The sequence below is a fragment of the Marinoscillum sp. genome, assembly GCF_965229915.1.
GTDB lineage: Bacteria > Bacteroidota > Bacteroidia > Cytophagales > Cyclobacteriaceae > Marinoscillum.
The window spans coordinates 1,383,879-1,405,924 of record NZ_CBDDJZ010000001.1; the positions used below are offsets into that span (position 1 = coordinate 1,383,879).

General features: G+C 42.9%; 23 protein-coding genes. 13 read left to right on the forward strand and 10 right to left on the reverse strand.

The genetic code is table 11. The features are described from left to right. Positions 1–118 precede the first annotated feature (118 nt). The 3 genes from ACO067_RS05875 to ACO067_RS05885 form a co-directional block, all read right to left on the reverse strand. Positions 119–523: a DUF2141 domain-containing protein gene (locus ACO067_RS05875; RefSeq protein ID WP_421871785.1), complete on the reverse strand. Its 405-nt coding sequence runs from the start codon at positions 521–523 to the stop codon at positions 119–121. Positions 524–596: 73 nt separating this feature from the next. Next, positions 597–1,376, reverse strand: coding sequence for an acyl-CoA desaturase (locus tag ACO067_RS05880; RefSeq protein WP_421871788.1), 780 nt, complete (start codon positions 1,374–1,376; stop codon positions 597–599). A 123-nt stretch (positions 1,377–1,499) separates the two neighbouring features. Then, a complete protein-coding gene (locus ACO067_RS05885) occupies positions 1,500–2,090 on the reverse strand; it encodes a sigma-70 family RNA polymerase sigma factor (RefSeq protein ID WP_421871791.1) in 591 nt (196 codons plus the stop codon). A gap of 109 nt (positions 2,091–2,199) precedes the next feature. Here ACO067_RS05885 and ACO067_RS05890 point away from each other — a divergent pair, with 109 nt between their 5' ends. Next, positions 2,200–2,889 carry a pseudouridine synthase gene (locus tag ACO067_RS05890; protein ID WP_421878278.1) on the forward strand — a complete coding sequence of 230 codons (690 nt, stop codon included), beginning with the start codon at positions 2,200–2,202 and terminating at the stop codon, positions 2,887–2,889. 327 nt (positions 2,890–3,216) lie between these two features. Here the strand turns inward: ACO067_RS05890 and ACO067_RS05895 are convergent, their stop codons facing one another. Then, positions 3,217–3,675: an ExbD/TolR family protein gene (locus ACO067_RS05895; RefSeq protein WP_421871794.1), complete on the reverse strand. Its 459-nt coding sequence runs from the start codon at positions 3,673–3,675 to the stop codon at positions 3,217–3,219. 10 nt (positions 3,676–3,685) lie between these two features. Beyond that, positions 3,686–4,231, reverse strand: coding sequence for an ExbD/TolR family protein (locus ACO067_RS05900; protein WP_421871797.1), 546 nt, complete (start codon positions 4,229–4,231; stop codon positions 3,686–3,688). Positions 4,232–4,331: 100 nt separating this feature from the next. Between ACO067_RS05900 and ACO067_RS05905 the strand changes: the two genes are divergently transcribed. Next, positions 4,332–4,883: an RNA polymerase sigma factor gene (locus tag ACO067_RS05905; protein ID WP_421871800.1), complete on the forward strand. Its 552-nt coding sequence runs from the start codon at positions 4,332–4,334 to the stop codon at positions 4,881–4,883. Then, positions 4,876–5,136, forward strand: coding sequence for a hypothetical protein (locus ACO067_RS05910; RefSeq protein ID WP_421871802.1), 261 nt, complete (start codon positions 4,876–4,878; stop codon positions 5,134–5,136). Before ACO067_RS05905 ends, ACO067_RS05910 begins: the two co-directional genes overlap by 8 nt. On the opposite strand, the gene ACO067_RS05915 is transcribed toward ACO067_RS05910, so the two are convergent. Next, positions 5,137–7,734, reverse strand: coding sequence for an ABC transporter permease (locus ACO067_RS05915; RefSeq protein ID WP_421871805.1), 2,598 nt, complete (start codon positions 7,732–7,734; stop codon positions 5,137–5,139). Between the two features lies 1 nt (position 7,735). Beyond that, the gene (locus ACO067_RS05920) at positions 7,736–8,068 is read right to left on the reverse strand and encodes a PadR family transcriptional regulator (protein WP_421871808.1); all 333 of its coding nucleotides are present in this window, start codon (positions 8,066–8,068) and stop codon (positions 7,736–7,738) included. A 547-nt stretch (positions 8,069–8,615) separates the two neighbouring features. On the opposite strand from ACO067_RS05920, the gene ACO067_RS05925 reads away from it, so the two are divergent. From ACO067_RS05925 to ACO067_RS05935, 3 genes are read left to right on the forward strand one after another with little or no spacing between them, the layout of a single operon-like run. Next, entirely contained in the window at positions 8,616–10,562 is a 1,947-nt protein-coding gene (locus ACO067_RS05925; RefSeq protein ID WP_421871811.1) for a TonB-dependent receptor plug domain-containing protein, read from the forward strand. Then, entirely contained in the window at positions 10,559–11,065 is a 507-nt protein-coding gene (locus ACO067_RS05930) for a hypothetical protein (protein WP_421871814.1), read from the forward strand. Before ACO067_RS05925 ends, ACO067_RS05930 begins: the two co-directional genes overlap by 4 nt. A gap of 50 nt (positions 11,066–11,115) precedes the next feature. Next, positions 11,116–11,523: a hypothetical protein gene (locus ACO067_RS05935; protein ID WP_421871817.1), complete on the forward strand. Its 408-nt coding sequence runs from the start codon at positions 11,116–11,118 to the stop codon at positions 11,521–11,523. A gap of 38 nt (positions 11,524–11,561) precedes the next feature. Here the strand turns inward: ACO067_RS05935 and ACO067_RS05940 are convergent, their stop codons facing one another. After that, positions 11,562–12,101 (reverse strand): outer membrane beta-barrel protein, encoded by a 540-nt coding sequence (locus ACO067_RS05940; protein ID WP_421871820.1) that lies wholly within the window; start codon positions 12,099–12,101, stop codon positions 11,562–11,564. Between the two features lie 197 nt (positions 12,102–12,298). On the opposite strand from ACO067_RS05940, the gene ACO067_RS05945 reads away from it, so the two are divergent. The 6 genes from ACO067_RS05945 to ACO067_RS05970 all read left to right on the forward strand — a co-directional run bounded on the left by ACO067_RS05945 (position 12,299) and on the right by ACO067_RS05970 (position 18,226). Next, complete coding sequence (locus ACO067_RS05945; RefSeq protein WP_421871823.1) at positions 12,299–14,245, forward strand: formylglycine-generating enzyme family protein; 1,947 nt, start codon at positions 12,299–12,301, stop codon at positions 14,243–14,245. A gap of 44 nt (positions 14,246–14,289) precedes the next feature. Further along, positions 14,290–14,829, forward strand: a complete 540-nt coding sequence (locus ACO067_RS05950) for an RNA polymerase sigma factor (protein WP_421871825.1) — start codon at positions 14,290–14,292, stop codon at positions 14,827–14,829. Beyond that, the gene (locus ACO067_RS05955; RefSeq protein WP_421871828.1) at positions 14,819–15,358 is read left to right on the forward strand and encodes a hypothetical protein; all 540 of its coding nucleotides are present in this window, start codon (positions 14,819–14,821) and stop codon (positions 15,356–15,358) included. Before ACO067_RS05950 ends, ACO067_RS05955 begins: the two co-directional genes overlap by 11 nt. A gap of 101 nt (positions 15,359–15,459) precedes the next feature. Next, positions 15,460–16,965, forward strand: a complete 1,506-nt coding sequence (locus ACO067_RS05960; protein WP_421871831.1) for a TolB family protein — start codon at positions 15,460–15,462, stop codon at positions 16,963–16,965. Between the two features lie 105 nt (positions 16,966–17,070). Further along, on the forward strand, positions 17,071–17,442 hold the full coding sequence (locus ACO067_RS05965; protein WP_421871835.1) for a hypothetical protein: 372 nt from the start codon (positions 17,071–17,073) through the stop codon (positions 17,440–17,442). A gap of 82 nt (positions 17,443–17,524) precedes the next feature. Continuing rightward, complete coding sequence (locus tag ACO067_RS05970) at positions 17,525–18,226, forward strand: SIMPL domain-containing protein (protein WP_421871838.1); 702 nt, start codon at positions 17,525–17,527, stop codon at positions 18,224–18,226. Between the two features lie 160 nt (positions 18,227–18,386). On the opposite strand, the gene ACO067_RS05975 is transcribed toward ACO067_RS05970, so the two are convergent. Further along, complete coding sequence (locus ACO067_RS05975) at positions 18,387–20,663, reverse strand: patatin-like phospholipase family protein (protein ID WP_421871841.1); 2,277 nt, start codon at positions 20,661–20,663, stop codon at positions 18,387–18,389. A 52-nt stretch (positions 20,664–20,715) separates the two neighbouring features. Here ACO067_RS05975 and ACO067_RS05980 point away from each other — a divergent pair, with 52 nt between their 5' ends. After that, positions 20,716–21,546, forward strand: a complete 831-nt coding sequence (locus ACO067_RS05980) for an alpha/beta hydrolase (protein ID WP_421871844.1) — start codon at positions 20,716–20,718, stop codon at positions 21,544–21,546. Here the strand turns inward: ACO067_RS05980 and ACO067_RS05985 are convergent. Further along, positions 21,543–21,974, reverse strand: a complete 432-nt coding sequence (locus ACO067_RS05985; RefSeq protein WP_421871847.1) for a hypothetical protein — start codon at positions 21,972–21,974, stop codon at positions 21,543–21,545. The genes ACO067_RS05980 and ACO067_RS05985 overlap by 4 nt on opposite strands. Positions 21,975–22,046 lie beyond the last annotated feature (72 nt).

A 22,046-nucleotide genomic window follows, 5' to 3' on the forward strand; every position in this document is an offset into this window, starting at 1 on the left:
TTTGATTATAGGCTGCTATTCACATTTGAATGGTCATTACAGCTCTCGTAATAAACAAAAACCTGGCCCTTTTCCCTTATGATAAACTTAACTTCATTTCAACTCTGAGGACCTCCGATCACCGCAACTTGATCGTAATCCGCTCGGCATCAGGCACTCTTATTCTAGCTTGCTCAAAGGATGGTGGACCAAAAGTGCCCATCGCGTTGTTGGAAAAACCATATGGCTCTTTGGGCATGCCTATCATGTTTTTATTGAGCGCTTTATCTCCATTGACATCATGAAACACCGCAACCGAATAACTTCCCTCTGGCAGCTGAATCCTGATGGTCATCTCACCAGTAGCATTCACTGGCTCTTCGTGAAAAAAAGAAATCTGCTCTTCATCCAGATGCACCTCATCCGAATCATAAACAGCGATTCGGATCATTCCCTGTGGCTCTTCTATACCCTGGATTTTAACCTCCAGTGTATTGACAAATGAACCAAATAGTAGGAAAAGAGAAAATAACTGACAAAACATAACTGGTATCAACGAAAAAACCGTTTCAAAGTTAATTGAAACGGTTTCTGAGATTTCTAACTATATTCTACAATTAAGCAGCAACCTTTTTCTTATCTATTTTCTCCATTTTCACTTCTTTCTGCTTGGCCAGCTTGATGACACCTACAAAATTCAGAAGTTTGATCACCTGATAGGTAGGGTCGATTTCATGCCATCTCACACCTCCAAAGTTCGCCCTAGAGCCATGCTTGTGGTGGTTATTATGATAGCTTTCACCCATCATCAGAAAGTCAAATGGCAAGAAGTTCTTAGAGGTATCTCCTACTTCGAAGTTTCTATATCCATAAATATGTGCGAACCAGTTGATAATGGCTCCATGGATAGGAGACAACAAAAACTGAGCTGGCAGGAGCAACCACAACCACCAGGCGTCCGCAAACACCCAATACACAGCGAAGTAAGACGCACCCCAAAGAATTCTAGAAACCCAACTGCGGGCAAACTTATCAAATGCATGCCATGAAGGTACCCCTTCTGTAAATCGCTTATCCACTTCTACCCTTCGGCTAGTGATATCAGAATAAATCGTCTTGGTCTTCCACATCATTTTGAAAATGGTCTCGTCATATTTTGGCGAGTGTGGATCATTTGGCGTATCAGCAAAAGCATGGTGCATTCTATGCATGACGCCATAGCCATAGGCACTTAGATAATTAGACCCTTGGAATATCCAGGTTAATACAAAAAACACCTTTTCCATGAATGGACTCATGGTAAACGCCTTGTGCGCAGCATATCTATGCAAAAAGAATGTTTGGAAAAATAGCGACAAATACCAATGCGCTATAAAGAATGGGATGATTACCTCCATTTACTCAACTATTAATTTGTTTAACTCAATTTTGGAAAGTGAAAATTCCTCGCTTTCTAAACTGTAAGACAAGTTGAGTGATCGTTTGTGACAGATTGATGAAAAAAAATGAAACTTTTTTTTCTACTCTTCGTCCTCCTCTAGAATTTGTCCTAGTAAATCATCAAATTCTCCACTTGAGCACGCCTTTTTAATGGCTTCAAAGTATTTGTCAGAATTAAATGAATAGGTGAACCGCTCCGTCTCTTTGGAAAGTTTGTCTTTGGCTCTACAGACGAGCTGACGGCAGTGTTCTTTCTTCTTATTAAAAATGTGCTGAAGCTCTTCATAGTCAAAATCAAACCCTTCACGCAGGACAAACAATCCGCGTTCCAGTGGTCCCAGTTTCTTGTGAAGTACTCCCAGTGCTGAGCTAAGCTCATGCTTTAGGTCCAAATGACTGAAATCGATCTTATCGAAGAGATCGGGCAGTTTTACCGATTCCAGGTAATCTTTTTTCTTCTGCTTTAAACTATTGAGATGATTCAGGCAGTTATTTGTAACAGAGCGAATCAAATAGGCTTTTACATTATCAATCTTTTCATGATCGACAGACAGGTACTTTAAGAAAGCATCCTGTACCATGTCTTCAGCATCGTGCATGCATCCCAACATCTTGTAGGCGATGGATTGCAGCATTGGCTGGTATAGTGCTATAGTAGTTGTCTGGTTCACTCTTCTAAATCAACCTCAAATTTAAGGTGTCAATAATTATTTGAAGCATCTTTGGGTCAATTATCGACAAGCTGTGACTAAAGTCATGCGCTTGGATAAAGATTACGTTATGTTGGAGATACTCTTTCAAGACTCATATTTGTTGGCCATTAACAAGCCCCCCGGACTTTTGGTTCACCGGTCTCCCATTGCCAAAGATGCTGATGAGTTTGCTGTACAAATGCTTCGCGATCAAATCGGCCAACACGTATACCCGGCCCACCGTCTGGATCGCAAGACATCTGGAGTATTGCTCTTCAGCCTTGACGAACAAACCCATCGCCTCACCCAGCCACTGTTTGCTTCCAAATCCATTGCCAAAACCTACCTGACGATCGTGAGAGGCTATATCGACGATGCTGGCACTATAGACTATCCGCTCCGAAGAGATGATGGCAAACTCCAGGATGCCGTGACCCACTATCGCTGCCTGGACAGGGCTGAATTGGACGTGCCTTTTGGTAAGCATGCTACCTCCAGATACTCCCTGGTGGAGGTCCGGCCGGAGACGGGCCGAATGCATCAGATACGCAAACACATGGCACATATCTTCCATCCCATCATTGGCGATCGCCCTCACGGCTGCAACAAACAAAACCGACTGTTCAAAGAGAAATGGACTATGACAGACATGATGCTTCACGCACGTCAGCTTTCATTCATGCACCCAATTGACCAGATCGCAGTGGATATCGTTGCGCCTTTTAGTCAGGAGTTTAATCGCATGATGCATTTGATGTCGTTCAATTTTGAACAATGAGAAATCAAACCTGTCCGAAATCACACATTTGGTGACGAATCACATGCTATCATCACATTGAATTACAGCCACTTAGCATTTGTGGCGAGAATTTTGTTTTAAAGAAAGACATGCGCACGATAATAGTCATACTTCTTTGGTGCATCTTATTTTCGCTTTCCGCACCACTGGCCATTGGTTTATTTTTGATCCTGGCTTTTTTCTGGTTGATCCTGTTGCCCTTCAGAATTGTCGGTTTCACGCTCAAGGCAATTTTTCAGATCGTGTGGGGGATTCTATCCCTACCGTTCCGGTTGATCAGGGCTTAATGATCAGGTACTCCATTATTTATTGAGTAGCTTCTGGGCGTGCACGATATACTACCTTTCTGGCGTTAGCCTTCTTCAATTCTTCTTGAACATCGGATATCAAGCCCATTTTTACAAACTCATCTGCTTTGATCACCACTATCATTTGATCCTTGAGTGCTTCTGGCAGTGTTTCTTTTTGCTCGATGGCCCACTGAGCTATCTGATCTACTCTAATGATTTGGTTAGCAACTGATATCACATCCTGATCTCCTAAAGAAGTATTTTGCGGATGCCCGATGGATATTTCTCGAATCAAAGTCTTCTGATCTACAGACGTGATGGCCAGAGCTTGAGGTGTCTTATAAGTCACTTGCTCATCCACGGGTTTAATAGTGGCACTTACCATAAAGAAGAATAACAAGAGAAAAACAATGTCTGGCAAGGAAGCTGTAGATATTTCGGTATTCTGAAACTTGGTTTTTGTCTTAAATCTCATGGGATACATTTTAGTTATTAGGTTGTGCAATGGAAATATTCATGGGAGTGCCTTCTTTCCCCTTTATATAGCTCATTTTTTGATCCTCTCTGGTCAGATCTAATTCACGATAGGCCTGGCTACTGATGCCTACATTGGCTCCATAGATTTCATAATATGCCTCTTTGACCTCATCTAGCACCTCTATGAAGTATCTATAATCTGTACCACGATTAGCTTTAATGGATACGGTAGCCTTAGCTGGAGAATCAGACAGATTCGGATCCTCACCCCCGTTTAGAACGAACTTTTTGATCTCATCACGCAAACCAATCAAGTCGGATCGAGTCTTATCCTCCACTAAATATTGATTGTTCGAATTGATCAAAATCTTAAACAGGTTACGATCGTTCACTTCCATTACGGACCTATCTTCTGGTTCAGGAGGTAGCTTCAAGGAAAGCCCCTTTTCTTGAAGAAGGGTAGTGGAGACTAAAAAGAAGATTAACAACAGAAACGCGATATCCGCCATTGACCCGGTATTCACTTCAGGAATCTTTTTGCGATTAAGTTTCATAAGCATTCGTTTATCCATTAAATCCACTTTTCCGGAAAAGTCACAAGTCATACTAAAATTCTTGTGACTATTGTGCGTTTTTGGATTACATGAGTACTAAATGAGTAGTCGCATCGATCATAATCTGGAAGAAGAGCGGGTTTGGATAGAAAAATCCAAAACCGATATAGGAGCATTCGAACCGCTCTACAATAAATATTATGACCTGATTTTTCGCTTTTTGCTCAGAAGAACTGATGACGAGACATTGGCAGCAGACCTCTGCTCTCAAACCTTTTTCAAAGCTTTGGCCAGTATTGGACGATTCAGTTGGCAAGGAAAACCTCTCGCTCCCTGGTTATACCAAATTGCTTCTAATGAACTAAAGAAGCATTATCGGAACAAAAAGCCTGTATTTGTAATAGAACAAGACTACATTGAAGCTAGCGAAGACCTGAAAGACAGCTGGGAACAGCTGATAGAATCAAACAAGCTGAATGAAGTACTCCACTCATTAAAAGAAGACGAAATAAGGTTAATCGAAATGAAGTACTTCGAACAACTCACATTTGAGGAAATAGCCCTTTTGACAAATTGTAAACTAAGTGCCATTAAAATGAGGCTTTACCGGTTACTGGCCAAACTAAAATCAAACCTGGAGGAGTATGTCTAGATATGATTACCGTGTGAAAAGAAAACTATTCGGGAGGAGCCAATTGAGTGAACATAAAGATTTTGGATCATTCCAAAAAGAATACCTGCATCGTAGGCGTGTGCTCCGTAATAGCAGATTTCTTGTCATCTTAATTGCTCTGATCATTCTAATCGGTATAGCTGTGTTTGCAGCCAGAGCTGATGTCAGCAAAGAGCATGCAATACCCCTTCATGACGAAAAAGCAGTTCGAGTTACACCTGATCCACTTTAATCATTCATCTTTCAGCGCATCTGCTGGATTGACTCTAGCCGCCATCAGCGATCGGTAGCCCACCGTAAGTATTCCCACCAAAAAGATCACTCCGGCAGCTCCTACAAACTCCACCAGGCTCAGACTGGTACTGAATTCGAAGTTGCTCAGCCATTGATTCGCATAATAGTAGGCCACAGGCGTAGCTATCACGAAGGCAACCAACATGAGTCTCACATAATCGGATGAAAGCAATACCATCAACTGGGAAATAGTGGCTCCATGAACTCTCCTAATGCTCAACTCCTTGGACCGCTGCTCTGCAGTGAATGCTGCAAGCCCCAACAATCCCATACTCGAAATAATGATCGAAAGGACTGCAAAAATCCCAATAAGACGGCTCACGGTCATTTCATTTTGATAGTTTGCCTGGTACGCCTGATCCAAAAATTCGTACTCAAACTCATATTGAGGATTCATATCTTTAGTAAGTGCTTCGATGGATGCGATGGCCTCATTGGTAGAACCTTGTATTCTGATCAGGGCAACGGTGGCATTGCTCGGGGAAATACAGCTAATGATCAATGGAGCAATCGGCCGATACATGTCTCGCATATGGAAGTCCCTGACCACCCCAACAATGCGACCATCAATACCCCAGAAAGAAAGTTGCTTACCTATGGGGTTTTCAAAACCCATCAACTCTGCTGCTACTTCATTGATAAGGAAATTAGTAGAGTCATTCAGCTCGTCTTTAAAATCCCGCCCTTCCTTCATGCGCATACCCATTGTCTGCACAAACTCCTTATCCGTCAGCATCACATTGATCTCATATCCCGCCTCGGGACTTTTACTTTCCCAGCTGGCAGAGCTTGTGGACCGGCCATAGCTAATGGGGTTTCCAGAGCTCACCGTCACTGACGATACTTCTGGTATGGACAGCAACTCGTTCTTGTAAGCATCCAGGCGCTCATTCAAATTTCCCTTGAGCTCTACCAGCACCATGTTCTCTTTATTGAGGCCAAGGTCTTTGTTAAGTACATATTGAAGCTGCTCATATACGATGCCTGTGCCCACCAGCAGGATCATAGCCACAGCAAACTGAAACACCACTAAGCTTCTTCGCAACATACCAGCTGTCTTTCCCTGATGGACACCTCCTCGCAGAGCACTGGATATCTGGAACCTACTGATCAGAAGTGCTGGGTAGCTTCCCGAAAACACTCCCAGCAGAACAATCAATCCTAACAGGATCAGTAGGAAGTTAAGATTCGAAAAATCCAGCATCAGCTGTTTGCCAACCAATTGACTAAAATAAGGAAGCAAAAGCCACGCAAGACCCATTGATAACAGTACTGCCAGAGTGGAGATCATAAAAGCCTCTACATAAAACTGTGTGCGAATAGATGCCCGCCGGGCGCCAAGAACCTTGCGTACACCTACCTCTTTGGAGCGGCGACCAGACCTGGCAGTTGCCAGGTTCATGAAGTTAATGACGGCAATGAGCAGTAAAAACAACCCTGCTGCTGTCATGATCCTCACATAGACTATGCGTCCGCCAGATTTCACCCCGTTTTCAAAATTGGACTGGAGGTAATACTCCGAAAACCTGTGCACGATGAGTGTCTCCTCACCTGCCATGTCATTGTCCTGAGTGTGGTCTATTATCTCATTGTGAACTCTTGACCTAACTGCCTCTAGCTGTGACTCGTCTCTGAGGGTAAAGTAGACTTTGAAACTTCCGTTGCCCCAGTTGTCCACCCACTCATTTTGGTTGAAATAATGCTGAGCAGGTATAAGCCAATCAAACTGTAGCGAGGAGTGCCTTCCTGGATTTTCAAACACCCCCGATATGACAAAGCTTTCATCTCCTCCGATCATCACAGAACTTCCGACGGCCTTGGATGACCAATCACTTCCAAACAATCTTTCAGCAAGGTTTCGCGATATTAGCACTTCATTGAGTTGTGCATAAATGGAGTTTTTGTTTCCTTCTAGTAGCTCAAAACTGAACATGTCGAAAAACGATCTGCTCACACAGTAGCCTGATTCAGAAAAGTTCTTATCCTCATGACTAACCCGTAGGTTCATTTCCCAACTCATATAAGTCAATTGATCGATCTCTGGATACTCTGCCAGCATGAGATCTCCAGCTGGTTTGGGAATCGATTCGGTGGTATTAATGGCTCCTTCAGATTGCTTCATGTTTCGGAAGAGCTGATAGATGCGATCACCATTCTCATGAAATTGATCCACCTTCACCTCATCATTCACCCACAAGAATATCAGCATGGAACTAGTTACACCTATCACCAACCCCATCAGGTTCAGGAACGTGTAGCTTTTGTATTTTTTCGCATTTCTGACTGCAACTGTCAGGTAATTGGTTAGCATGCTCATAGCAAATGGATTAGTGATTGAAAATGACCGGATGATACCCGGTCTGAAAAGTTTAACAATACTCAGCAGATACCACAGGTTAGCTTTATAAGGACTTACTGAGTGCTTCTTGTCATAAATCTCTGACAAATCCCCAGACACATCTTCATACAAAGACGGCTTGCAGAACCATTCCAAAAACCTGGACAAAAAACGAGGTGGGTAACTCGGTCTCTTCATACTACTTGAAATCAAAAGCTATGTCCGGTACTGCGTCCCAAAGCTTTATTCGTGCTTCTCTCACTTGATCCAAAGCTCTTTTACCTTCTGGCGTCACTCTAAAGAACTTCTTACGTTTCCCCCCGCGCACTGCCGTAGACTCACCAAACTCCGAGATGAGATAGCCCTTCTCTTCCAGCCGCTGCAAAGCCACTCGCATTGCTCCCACGCTGACGTTTCGTTTGAGTCTTGCCTCAATATCCTCTTTGATGGTCACCCCATAAGCATTGCCATACAGGATGGCTACCGTGAGCATGACCACTTCTTCAAACTCCCCTATTGAATATTTTCCCATTGAAATGATATTTAAATCTAATTGTAATCTAAATATAAAAATCCTAAACGCAATTATTATCAAAAGGGTTGTAACCAGGGGAAGAATATACCCACTAGTACGGATAGTATGTACACAGTCTTCTGCCGAAATTTGGATAACACTACTCGGTTAGAGTTCACCGTTCACATGCTAAGGGACAGTCTAATTGGGCTGTCCCTTTCTTGTCTTAAAAATAATGTGATTCATCTGCCTTTCTAGTGAGGACATTAAAAAAGCCCTTGCCTGTGGCAAGAGCCTTATTATCACCTAAACATTTTAATGACAAGTCAATATTGACTTGTGGGAGTATTCCCGTAGTGGGGTTCGTCCTGAACAACATACGAAAGTTGATAATCCTTCGGATGTTTGGTCACACCAAAGCTTTCCTGAACAAACGAACCGTTCCTCCTTTTCTTCATTGATATTAAACAAATAATGGTCTAAGTTGCACGCTGGATTTATACAGAAATACTTCATATCTCTTGCGCTCACTTGTCTCTCTTTCAGCAAACTCTGCGCTCAAACTGTGGATTCACTATCTACTATACTGCTGGAGGAGCTAACCGTCACTACCTACGAACAGAAGTTGGCGGAAGAAAGTACCTCCATGATCTTATCCCTGAGCAAGGATAGTTTGGCTCGCTACGGCAATTATAACCTGACAGACCTTATCGCATCAGAACCCGGAGTAGATGTACTAAGCTCTGGAGTAGGTATTTCCAAACCGGTCATCAGAGGGCTGTATGGAAACCGTATTTTGGTCTTGCTATCAGGTCTGAAGTTTGACAATCAACAATGGCAAGATGAACATGGTATGGGCCTCTCTGATTTTGGTTTAAAAAAAGTGGAAATCATCAAAGGACCGATGAGTATTCTCTATGGAACAGAAGCCATCGGTGGCGTGATTAATCTAATCGAAGAGTCCAAGCCCGCACCCAATCAGTCAATCAGTGACTATGGTGTGCGATTCCATAGCAATACGCTTGGAGGATTGGTACAGGCCGGTTATCGCAAAAACAATGGAAACAACTGGTGGCGTCTGAGGGTTGGGGCCGAAAACAACGGTGACTATTCTGATGGAGACAATACTCGGGTTCTCAATTCAAGATTTAACGGTTATTACTTAAAGTCCACTTACGGATTCAGTAAACCAGACTGGACCTCCACTAACAACTTCATGTCGTCGTTCAATAAGTTCGGTTTTGTCTTTAATGACGTTTATACCTTCATAGAACCTGACACGCGATGGAGCAGGAACTTACAGCAGTTTCCCAATCATATCGTACTGTTAAACATTCTCTCATCGGAGAACACCATCAAGCTGCGAGAATCCAGACTTCTGGTCAATGTGGGGATTCAATCGAATGAACGCATGGAGAATGAAGGTGGCGGTAAAATCAGCCTCAACATGCATTTACTCACCTTTCAGTACCTGGCAAAATGGGAAAAACAGCTTTCCAACAAGCACAAACTGATCGTCTCCAATCTGGAGTCATTTGAAAAAAATCTCAACTATGGCTCGCGCAAAATCGTCCCAAATGCCTCTATGCAAGAAAGTAACCTTTCACTATTTCTTGAATCATACCTGGATGATGGTTTGATCCTGGAAAATGGAATCGGTGCCGGAACCAAATACATTCATACCTTCTCCACCCCCACGGTCAACGATAGCGAAAAGGAAGTAGATCCCTTCTCCAAATTTGCACCTTACTATACTGCCTTTACCGGACTCACTTATTTTGGCAGACCGGCATTCCAGGTAAAGTTTAACATTGCCAATGGAGTGCGTATACCTAATCTTGCTGAGCTCTCTGCAGATGGCCTACATGAAGGAATCTACACGTATGAAATAGGCGATCCGTCCATGCAGAATGAACAAAGTGTGGCTTTCAACCTGTATGGACACTATCAAAAGAAAGGATTAAAACTGTCTATAAGCCCATTTTACAATCGCTTTTATAACTATATCTACTTGAGCCCAACAGACGAAGAGTGGTTTGGATTTCCAGTGTATAGATACCGACAGCAAAACGCTTATCAATATGGGAGTGAAGCACAGTTATCTTTCCGTGTGGGGTCGTTTCGCATCAATACTTCGTATCAATGGATGATCGCCCGAACCGACAGTGGCGGTTACCTACCATTCTCTCCTGCACAAAAAATCAAACCGGGAATCTATTACAATCGCACACATAAATCCACCAAATACGGCCTATTCACCACAGCAACTGCCGCATTATCACAGCAGAGACTGGCCGCTGAGGAAATCGGTACGGATGGTTATTTCCTGTTAAACGTCGGCGGGCATTTAAGCCTGAATGATGGTAAATACTCCCTCAGTGTTGCTGCCAATAATCTTTTAAATACCACCTACTATGACCACCTCTCTCGTTACAAATACTTTGGACTGAATAATATCGGTCGTAATATCACGGTCAATTTCACCATGCAGCTAATCAGCCATCATCCATGAAAAAGCTGATAGTCATCGTGTATTTTCTTATTGGTAATTGGCTGTTGATTAGTACGCTCCCCTATTTGCTACTGCAGTGGCAAAAACATAAGAGTCGACAGGTTTTTGAATCTAAGAGAACTGAGCATTTATCATTGGAAATAAAAGAACTGCACGTCTCTATTGAAGCCAATCTTCAATGGGAGAAACCAGGGCGAGAATTCCTTTATCAAAACCAAATGCATGATGTGATCTCGATGATTCGAACTGAAGACTCATTGATCATACGGTATGTGACTGACCACAAAGAAACCAGGGCAGTCATAGATTATAAAAAGAACCGAGAGAAGCAGCAGCATCAAAAGTTGGATCAGAGCAGTAAACAACTGTTTATCCAGACAATAAGCCCCTTCATACTAGAACGTCACGCTGTGAGCCAAGCAATTTTTGGAATTGCCGACCAGCGTCTTTTCAACGGATTTCCCACATTGCCATTCATTCCTCCAAGACAACAACGTATTTGATATGAATGGGTCGCCGTAGTTTTTAGTTCAGATTCAACAAAAAACTACTTATGAAAATTTTATCCAAAATACTATTCATGTTATGTATCTCGATGGCACTACTCTCCTGTGAGGAAGATGAGGGTTTATTGCCAGCCATCAGTTTCAAAACAGCGGCAGGTTACACCAGCGATGACGTTACCTTATCATCTGGCAGTGAGATCACCATCGGGATCACTGCCAAAAAAACAGAAGATAAGGATGTCTTGAAGCAGTTCAATATTTCTGAAGCGGTAAATGGAGACACTCCCGGTACGGTGCTCACGGAAAGCCTAAGCGGCAGTGATGAAGACAACTATGAGTATGACTACACCACTACAGTGGAAGGTGATAGTGGAGATACCCATGAATTCGTTTTCACTGTTTCCAATAGAGATGGCCTGGTCAACCAAGTCTCTCTAGTGGTGACAATCGAATAAGAAAAAGCCTCTGCAAATTACTGCAGAGGCTTCTTTTATTAATTGATGGTATAGAGAAGACCAAATTTTACTCCAACCCAGTTCAGGTCAGTACCTTCGGAGAAGACATGTGTGTAATCCACCCCAGTATCTAAAAACCAGTTATCTGATAACTCCACAGCAATACCTATCCGAGGCGAGATACCACCGTAGCTATCAGTAGTGTCCGAAGCGCTTGACGAAAAAATATACGGACCACCTCCAAGTTCTCCATACAGGTCTACGATATCCCCCAGGTCATTGTGGAGTCCCATGGTCAGCAAAACAGGCACTACCGTGAACTTCTCATTTTCAAATGCCTCTTCCTCATACTGAAAAGACCTAAAACCAGACTCTATCCCCAAATCAAAGTGCTCGCCGAAATAGTAATCTAATGATCCATCTACTCCCCAGCCAGCTTTGAGGATATCATTATTATCCCCTAGTGGACTAGCCGTAGCTGCATTCAGCCCAAAGTTGATTTTCCCTTCTTGAGCATTGGATGCGATTGTTGTAAAAGTTAGTACAATGATTGTCGTTACTATGATAAGTTTTTTCATCTCTACTATTGGTTTTGATTCGACGCAGGATGTGCCAGAACCATTCCAAGTGGGATTTAATGACATTTTTAAGAGTATAGGATGTCCTTGACTTTCAATAAGAGAATTTTTTTTCAGAATTGAATGAACCGCTGCCTATTTGAAGTGTACTACTTAGTGACTTCCGGAATCACCTAAACCATTTAAAAAACTAAGTCATGAAATTTTCTCTAATCATATTATTCACCCTCTCCTCATTCATCTCCTCTGCCATGAAGAGGCCGGAAGAGATCCCTTCCAAGCTTAAAGAAGTCAAAGTAAGTAGCTGGTACCTGGAAAAGTACAGATCCTGGACTTCTTATCTGGAAGATAACTCCACTGACAAGGACGGATGGGTCCAATGCTTCAAAGCAGCTAGGTATGCTGATGTATCAAAAACTCAAATAGACGAATTAGTCCAAAAAATAGAAACGCTCTTTCCTGGCTCTAGTGAGTTATATTGGGTGAAAGCCAAGTATGAAGGATGGAATGATGCAGGTGTAGCTAACCTTGAAAAAGCACTGATCAACTCCTCCAAAGACGAATGGCTCGTGGAGAAAATCATGCTGGCAGAAGTTACGTCTAAAGACAAAAGAGATCTCCTTTCGAAACTTCATCGGCAAAACCTGATTTACCCCAGTCTGCTAAATTATTGCTACAATGTGCTCATGTCAGTAGGAGATAATGGATATCTCCTGACCGAGGGTGAGAATACCACAGTGCCAATTTGGATACTACAAGAGGTCATGAATGTCCGGACTGATGTGAAGGTGCTCAACAGAGATCTATTGCTTAATACCTCCTACCTTGAAACGGTTCTTACGAGCAATGATCTCCACCTCTCTAATGGTGATATCGGACGCTTACCACTTGAGAACCAGGACAAACAGTTCTTCTTTGCCTTAACCTTGCCAAAGGAGCGAATCAAAGAACTCCAGGACCAGCTCTATGTGGTGGGATTGGCCTCTTTACTGAGCAAAGAACCGTTTGATAATTACCAGACCGTACAAAAAAACATTGAGGATAAGTTTCTACTGGACTATCTCACTGTGGACTTTAATGGCGAACCAAAAAATGCAACCGGCAGAACATTTGAGACCAACTACATCGTCCCATTTTTCATTTTGAAACAGTATTATGATGAGTCTGGGAACACAGAACAATCTGCTTACTGGGAAACTCAAATCAAGCAAATTGCCGAACGGTCTCAGATTGCCGCACGAGTAAATATGTTGCTCTCCAAGAACAGTAGTCCGCGAAACTTTAAACCAACTGACATAAAAGTCAAGAAACTAGAGAAGCGACTGACCAAGGTGAAAGACAACATCTATGCTGGATCCTACGAGGTGACCAATGAAGAGTATGAGTTTTTCCTAACCTACTTGCTGGATGAAGGATATAAGGACCTGTACCAACAAGCCAATTTTGATTTTTCAAAGTATGATGTGGTCAACCAGGTCTTTGGGAAGGCATACCACTACACTTTCAACAAAGGCACTCGCGAAGACTTTTCGAATTATCCATCCATGGATATGACTTATGAGGCGGCTCAGCTCTACTGCGAATGGTTAACAGCGCAATACAACATACAGGATGGCCGAAAATTCAAGAAAGTCAAGTTTAGACTACCTTCCAAACAGGAATGGATCATGGCAGCTCTTGGCTATGTAGATTTTCAATCCTGGGTATTTGAAGACAATATCGTGAAAGCACGACCTGATGGCGATAAAAAGCCAAGATATTTTGAAGAGTTTCGCATCGGTGACTATGAACATGTAGACTATCCCTGGTATCATTCCGATTGGTATAAGTCTCGTAGTGCCATCACCAATCAGTTTGGTTGCTACCTTGCCAATGTGAAAGTACCCGATACAGTCTCATGCAAGGCAGGTATAAGTGGAGATGGATTCACCATCACATCGCCGGTAGGCACTTACTTTTCCAATGACATGGGACTATACGATGTAATCGGAAATGTGGCGGAAATGATCGACCAGCCCGGCAAAGCCATGGGAGGCAGCTGGGGACATATTCCAGAAGAATCAACGATAACCAGCATCAATCAGTATGACACCTCCGATCCGAAAGTTGGGTTTCGGGTCTTCATGGAAGTAATTGAAGAATAGTGGGCCTATTCACTTCATATACAAAAAAGACAGATGAACAGCTGATGATCCTCACTCAAAGTGGGGATCATCGGGCATTTAGTCATTTGTATGACCGATTCGCACCTCGCCTCAATGCATTCTTCTACAAAATGCTCTGGTCAGATTCAGAACTAGCTGAGGATCATGTCCATGATTTGTTTACCAAAATCGTGGATCGACCAGACCTTTTCAAAGAGGGGAATCTGGTGAAAGCCTGGTTGTTTCAAATCGCATCCAACATGTGCAAAAACACCTACCGAAAGCGACAGTTCGAAACGGTCTATCTGGAGCATTTGAAGAGCCAGGGCCTGCAAATCACCACGATGGATTCCAAACTCGACGAAGAACTCCAGATGAACCTCATTACTTCAGCTTTAAAGCTATTATCAGAAGACGACAGGTCACTATTTCTGCTTCGATATCAGCAGGAAATAGGCATTCAGGAGTTAGCCAACATATTCGAAATACCGGAAGGAACAGTAAAGTCCAGGCTGTTTGCTTTGAGAAAACACCTGGCCAATTCAATCAAAGACGAGATAAAACCAGTAAGTCATGGAAAATAACCTGGAATACATAGACCATCTTATCAGAACAAAAGCATACGAAGAACTAAATGAAGAAGAACTCAAACTTATCCAACAGCACATGGGTAGTAAAGAGAGTTTTGAGCATTTTAAAGGTCTAGTTGGAGCTGTTAGCTCTTCAGCATATCACCCATCCAAACAGGTCAAAGCTAAGCTAATGACCAACTTCAAGAGAAGACATCAAAGCTGGTTTGATTTGGCCATAAGCTATCAAACGCCTGCCTATTTGAACCTCTCATTGATACTTCTTGCCGCTCTTATATTTTGGATTTTCATTCCTCCAAAAGAAGTAATGGTCAAAGACCCGATCGTGGTGGAACTACCCGGTAAAACAGACACCCTAATAGTAGAAAAACCAGCAGATACCGTATTCATAGAACGAGTCGTGCGTGTGAAAGTACCAGTACTGATGGCCAGTGAAAAACCCGAACAACCCAAGCCAGTCAATGGCAGCCGCACCATGGCAGATCAGCAGGAGCTGTGGGAGTTAGTGGGTAGTGACGATTGACCCGTGGGCATGATATGTCCATAATTGATACCTAATTGGAGCATAAAATAAAGGGATCATCTCATAAGTGAGTAATTTCACTTGAATCCTAAAAACTCCAAATGATGAATCCTTTCAAAGCACTGTTAACCATTGTTTGCTGCTCCGCGCTATTCTATGCGCAAAGCCAACTGCTCCGTACTGGGGTTTTCAACTCCACTATAGATGTAGGTCATCCATCTAAGGCTGGCCAAACAATTTACGATGCGTCTTCACAGGTCTATTCCTTATCAGGATCTGGTGCAAATATGTGGGCTGATCGCGATGAATTTCACTATGCCCACAAATCAGTGGAGGGGGACTTCATCCTTAGAGCAAGAGTATCCTTCATAGGAGATGGCGTGGATCCACATAGAAAAATTGGATGGAGTGTACGTCCCACTTTAGAAGCAAATGGACAACACGTGAGTGCCGAAATTCATGGAGACGGTCTCACATCCCTCCAATACCGCCAAAACACTGGAGGCATCACAGAGCAGATAACCTCTACGGATAGCCTGCCGGATATCGTACAGCTAGAGCGAAAAGGGAATACTTACATCATGTCCACTGCGAAATACGGCCAGCCATTTACCTCGGTTGTGCTTGAAGGTGTGAGTTTGCCAGACAGAGTATTCGTCGGTATTTTCATTTGCTCGCACAATGCTGAAGTATCAGAAAAAGCCACCTTCAGCAATGTAAGAATCATAAAACCAGCGCCTGATGACCTGATACAGTACAGGGATTACCTGGGTAGTAATCTGGAAATTATGGACATAAAAACAGGAGCCAGAAAAATTGTCTGGCAGTACAAAGGAAGCTTTCAAGCTCCCAACTGGACTGTTGATGGAGAAAAATTGATTTACAATCAAGAAGGATCCTTATACGGTTTTGACATTGCTACACAGTCCACTACACTGATCAATACAGGATTTGCTAATCGAAACAACAACGACCATGTGCTGACATTTGATGGAAAGACCATAGGCATCAGCCACCACAGTGACTCAGATGATGGGCAGTCCATCATCTATTACCTCCCCGCCACTGGCGGTGATCCCATACGAGTCACACCTAATGGACCATCTTATTTTCATGGATGGTCTCCTGACGGTCAGCAGCTGGTCTACACCGGTGGCAGAGAGAATAGCTACAACATCTACACAATCTCCAAATCCGGAGGAAAAGAAACCCAACTAACTGATGAAAATACCCTGGACGATGGCCCTGAGTACAGCCCCGATGGAAACTATATTTATTTCAATTCGGACCGAACTGGAACCATGCAACTGTGGCGTATGGAGGCCAATGGAGGCGCTCCTACCCAACTCACCTTCGACTCCTTCAATGATTGGTTTCCTCACCTATCACCAGATGGTAAAACCATCGTCTTTATCTCCTTTCCAGAATCCGTCCAGTCAGACCAACATCCGTTTTATGAGCAGGTGTATATCCGCTCCATGCCTGTAGCAGGAGGCCACATTAAGGTCATCGGATATGTATATGGTGGTCAGGGTACGATGAATGTACCATCATGGTCACCTGATGGTAGTAAAATCGCATTTGTGAGCAACACGATCATGGAATAATAGAAGGTAGCACCCAATTCGTCGAAAACTAATTTTGTAAAATGAAATAATATGTAGATTTTTCAATTCACAATTCACCACATTTTAACAAACCGTAGAAGACCTATGCCCACCGTAACCATTTCATCCATTATATGTGAGTTACCTCAGGAAACAGATAAAGATGAAATCTACTTAGTTTTTAAGGGTAAGAAAATCTGGCCAAGAGATCAGAAGTATCAAAAGATAGATACTGATGAAAACCTGCCTATCAACATCAAACTGAAACTAAATGGTAAGGGGTGGTTGAAACTGGAGCTTTGGGAATATGACCTCACCAGCAAGAATGATCACCTGGGCACCTTTCACCTCAAAGTGGACGACTCAGAGGGAGATTTCTCTGAAATGCTCACCAATATCGACCCTCACAGCGAAGTAAGCTACTTTCTCAATTGGCAATTAAAGCAGGACAAAGCTCCAGAGCCAATAGCCGAATAACATGATTTAGTTTTTTTGACTTTCTCATAGCATTTTGGCACCTTCATTGTTACTATTGGTGCTAAATGTTAAATCATCTATTATGAGAAAGATCCTATCCATTTCCGTATGCTGTTTACTGGCATTTGCAGCAACAGCTCAAAGCACTCTCAGTGTACAAGGAAACGCTTCGCTGGCGGTAAAACCTACACAAACCACCGTCAACTTAAACATTGAATCCAAAGACGCTACCTATCCAGGAGCTGTCGAATCCATGATCAACCGAGTGGAGCAACTTAGCAAAGACTTGAAAAAACTCGGTTTCAAGGATAGCGATATCATCACTTCTAACTTTAACGTAAATCAGGGACGGGTTTATGTCAAAAACATGTGGAAAGACAGTGGCTTTGTAGCCACTCAGCAGCTAATGGTGACTTTCCCTCAGGACAAGAAAAAACTTCTGGATGTTCTCAATACAGTTACAAAGAGTTCAGCAAAACCGTCGATCAACTTGTCTTTTGGGTTGGATGTGACCAAAAAGGAAGAGGTGAAAAATGAATTGATCAAACTGGCTGTGAAAGATGCTAAGACTAAAGCCGAAATCATTGCCTCAGCATCAGCATACAATATTACGGGCATCAAATCCATAGAATATGGTAGAGCCAATAATGGCCCTCAACCTATGTATGAGGTGGTGGCTTCTGATACCTTTCTGAAGGCAGCAAATGTGGAGATGAGTAATTTCGAGGCGGCTGACTTGAGGTACAATGAGACAGTCTTCATTGTCTATACCATCGAGCAATAAACATAAAAAAAGGAGGGTTGCGCCAACAAACCCTCCTCCGTATAATCGTTTAAACTTATGAACCTTTAATCAAGACCAAGTCTTAATCACTTATAGCAATATTAGTGGGTTCCTGCCATAATCAATCTCTGTAATTCAACTCATCTTTTACTCCGTATTTCTACTGATCATTTAGATTCTCATCCAATTTATCCAGTGCACGGGTATTGTTCTCCAGGCGAATGTTATTGATAATGTTCTGCTTTTCTTTGGTGGTAAGATGCCAACTGAGTGAAGCACGCTCCAACTGCTTGCGTTCCACTTCCTTAGCTGATAGCAAGTAACTCTCATCTATATTGGTGTAGGTATTGTACTCCAATTCCACAGTTTCTAGCGGCACATCCAGCCAGTCTGCCAGACCATCCAGCTGCATGTCGTTATTGATATCCTGGATATTTCCCAGATTGTTATACACACTAGCTATGGGGTAAGTCAGCTTTTGCAAAAGTGAAGATCCAGACTTAGGCTCTATTGGTGCATTTTTTCGCGTATCACGAATGATCAAAAAAGTGACCCCTGACGTATTCTCACTAAACCAATTGCGAAACACATGAATGAACCGGACCGCATCACCAATACCAAAGTTATCAGCTATGCCGGCGTCCATGATTTCGATTGAGGGCTCGCTGGGTAGATTCACCGTAGGTGTGATGTATGGAAAAGATGCCGACATACGAAGTGCCGTAAGAAAACTCAGGTCATCTGCACCCTGATCATCAAACAACTGCTTGAAACCAACTCCCCGGATCTTACCCTCTCCATACTTATCTTTTCGCTCCTTGATCCCCATAAAACTCATCGACAGAGGTGATATGTACAAACTACGGCCATCGTTGGAGATAACAGGAGACATGAGCATGATAGGAATTTCAGCCTGTTTCTCAGGCTTGTAATAATCTTTTAACTGCTTATCTAGTACACCACCCAGATTTTTATTGAGGTTCTGCTCAAAAACATAGCCTCTATCTTTCAGGTAGCGCTTACCAGCATACTCATATGACCTGATCCGGAAGAACGCGTCGTTGACGAGCAAGGAAAAAATCACCGCATTCAGATTATCCCGACCAATATTAGTAAGCTGTTCTTTTTGGCCAGGTATCGGTAACTGCTGCTGCTGTCTGTAAAACAGCTCTCGGTAATATGCAGCGCCTATCATGCCACCTGATGCACCAGATATCAAGATCACCTGATCCATGAGTTTACCAGAGACTCTATCATCCGCTTGCTGCAAAGCATTTACTGTCCACAATGCAGCCCGCTGACCACCACCACTCACGCACAGAAAGACAGCCTTGGGTAACGAATCCGCCTGTTTCACCTTCCACAGGTTGAGCGTTTTTATCATCTCCAGGCTGTCTGCAGTATATTGCTCTGGGCTGTTTAGTGAGGTCAGTTTGTCCAGTGTATAGCTAGACTTATCAGCATTATACCTCAAGCCCCGGGCATGAAATTCACCCTCAATCACTCCCCATTTTACCAAAAGATTGACCATTAGAAATAGTCCAAAAACAAAGGCCACTCCCCATCCCCTGAGCCAGTAAGAGAATGCTCCAACGAGCATTACCAGGATGGAAAACATCAGTAGTGAGCTGGCTGCTGCTGGAATCTGGAAATAGGGATTATCCATGAACGTACCCAGAAACAGAATCAACAGGATAATTGCCAGCTCGATAATGACCGAGTTGAAATGATTCTGATCAAAGACCTTCAGCACTGCCTGTTTATCATAGAAGTCCTGTAGATTTTTGCACGATCGTACCCTGAATTTTAGATCTAAATAGGAATGTACCTCATATCTTTTTTGACGGGTTTCATTGAGCTTGTTCATCATTCGCTCTCTACTGAGCTTTGATTTCCTCAATCGTTTATCTACTGATCCCGCCAGGTATTTAAAGATGTCCTTATTGGTAAACTTGAAGTACAAAAAGAACAATGCCAGCATCATGCTAATGCCTATAAGCAAACCCAGTATATTGATAAACACATTCCAACCGGTAGAAAACTCATTGTAAAACTGAAACCGAATGATCAGAATTACATAGACGATAAGCGCTATAACCGGCAGCAGACTATTGTTGAGGGAAAATTTAGCAAATGGCCGCTCAAGCACACCAACAAAAGTGAATCGATGGCTGTCCAGTATGTAGCATGTGATGTGATAAGCCATGGTGAAATTACCAAAAGCCAACCCTACTATGAGAAAACTCCAAAAATTGACCTTATTGACATACTCAGGATCCAGGTACAGGTAGTGAACTCCGTATATTTTCCCGATTCCCCCGCTGATGGTTGCGATCAAAAGAATCCATAAAAGAACTAGGGGAAGGTTTCTCCTTACATGATGAAAAACCAGTTGAATGGAGAAGGAATAAATAATTGAATCGATAATTTTACGCATTCGGTATGGCGGTCATAGCCGGAGATAAGTTATAAAAATTCGGGATTATAAGATGAGCTTCACTGAGGAAACCCAATACTTTTTGAGCCAGGATGGTTTGAGAATTTACTACAGACACTGGGACTGCCAATCTCCGAATAAAATCTGCTGCATAGTGCACGGCCATGGTGAGCACAGCGGGCGCTATGAGCATGTGGCTAAAGTACTAAATGAGGCTGGCATCACTGTTTTCGGAATGGACCTGAGAGGACATGGACTTTCTCAAGGCAAAAAAGGTCATGCAAAAAGCTATGAACACCTAATGAGTGACATTGAAGAGCTACTCAAAACTGCACGGGCCACTTACACCGAGCTCCCAATGTATCTTTTTGGTCATAGCATGGGTGGAAATCTGGTAGCCAACTACCTCATTCGAATGAATACCAACGAGCTCTCAGGTTTCATCTTATCGTCCCCATGGCTCAGACTAGCCACTGACCCACCGGCCTGGAAACTAAAACTCGGGCAGATTATGAGTTCTGTATGGCCCTCTGTCACACAACCGAGCGGATTGGATGTCAATCACATAAGCAAAGACCCTGCTGAGGTACAGAAGTATGTAGCCGATCCTTTGGTACATAGCCAGATGTCCGCAATGCTCTATAAAGTAATCACAGAAGCTGCAGAATATGCGCTATCCAATGACGAGTCCATTACCCTACCAGGACTTATATACCATGGCAATGCAGATAAAATCATAGACTGGACTGCTACCAGGGATTTTGCCGATCAGGTTGAATCAGCAACATTCGTGGAGCTGGAGCACATATATCATGAGCCGCACAATGACCTGGAAAAACATCAGGTCATCGAAAGTTTGAAAAATTGGATGATGAATAACTAAACAGACTCCAAGAGGGACTGGGAGCGTATTTTCTTCATGCGTTCATACTCCTCTCTGTTCTTACCTAAAAAATAGATCTCCTCATCTACACCGTCATAGTGCGACAGCTTGATGTGAAAATAGAGTGCATTGAGTCTGGTGATATATCCACCATGCACATTGGGTTTGCTGTGCAAGAATCCGCTCACACCCTGGAGCATGTATCCTTTGATCGTTCTGTCTTGAATCAACATCAGAATTCCTTCCTCCTGCTCTGATAGTACCGCTCTAAACGAGTACTGTCTCTCTCCCAACTTGAAATGAACCTTGATCAGAATGTTATTCAGTGCGCTGATGGCTACCTCAGTATTAATTATACTTTTGGATCCATTGTAAACAATGTTACCCACGTACCATTCTGACAGGCTAGATGTTAAATTTATTTCCATGAATTAGACATTAGCTGATCACAAATATAGATAGTATGCATGCATACCTATAACCAAGAAGGGTGAACAGGA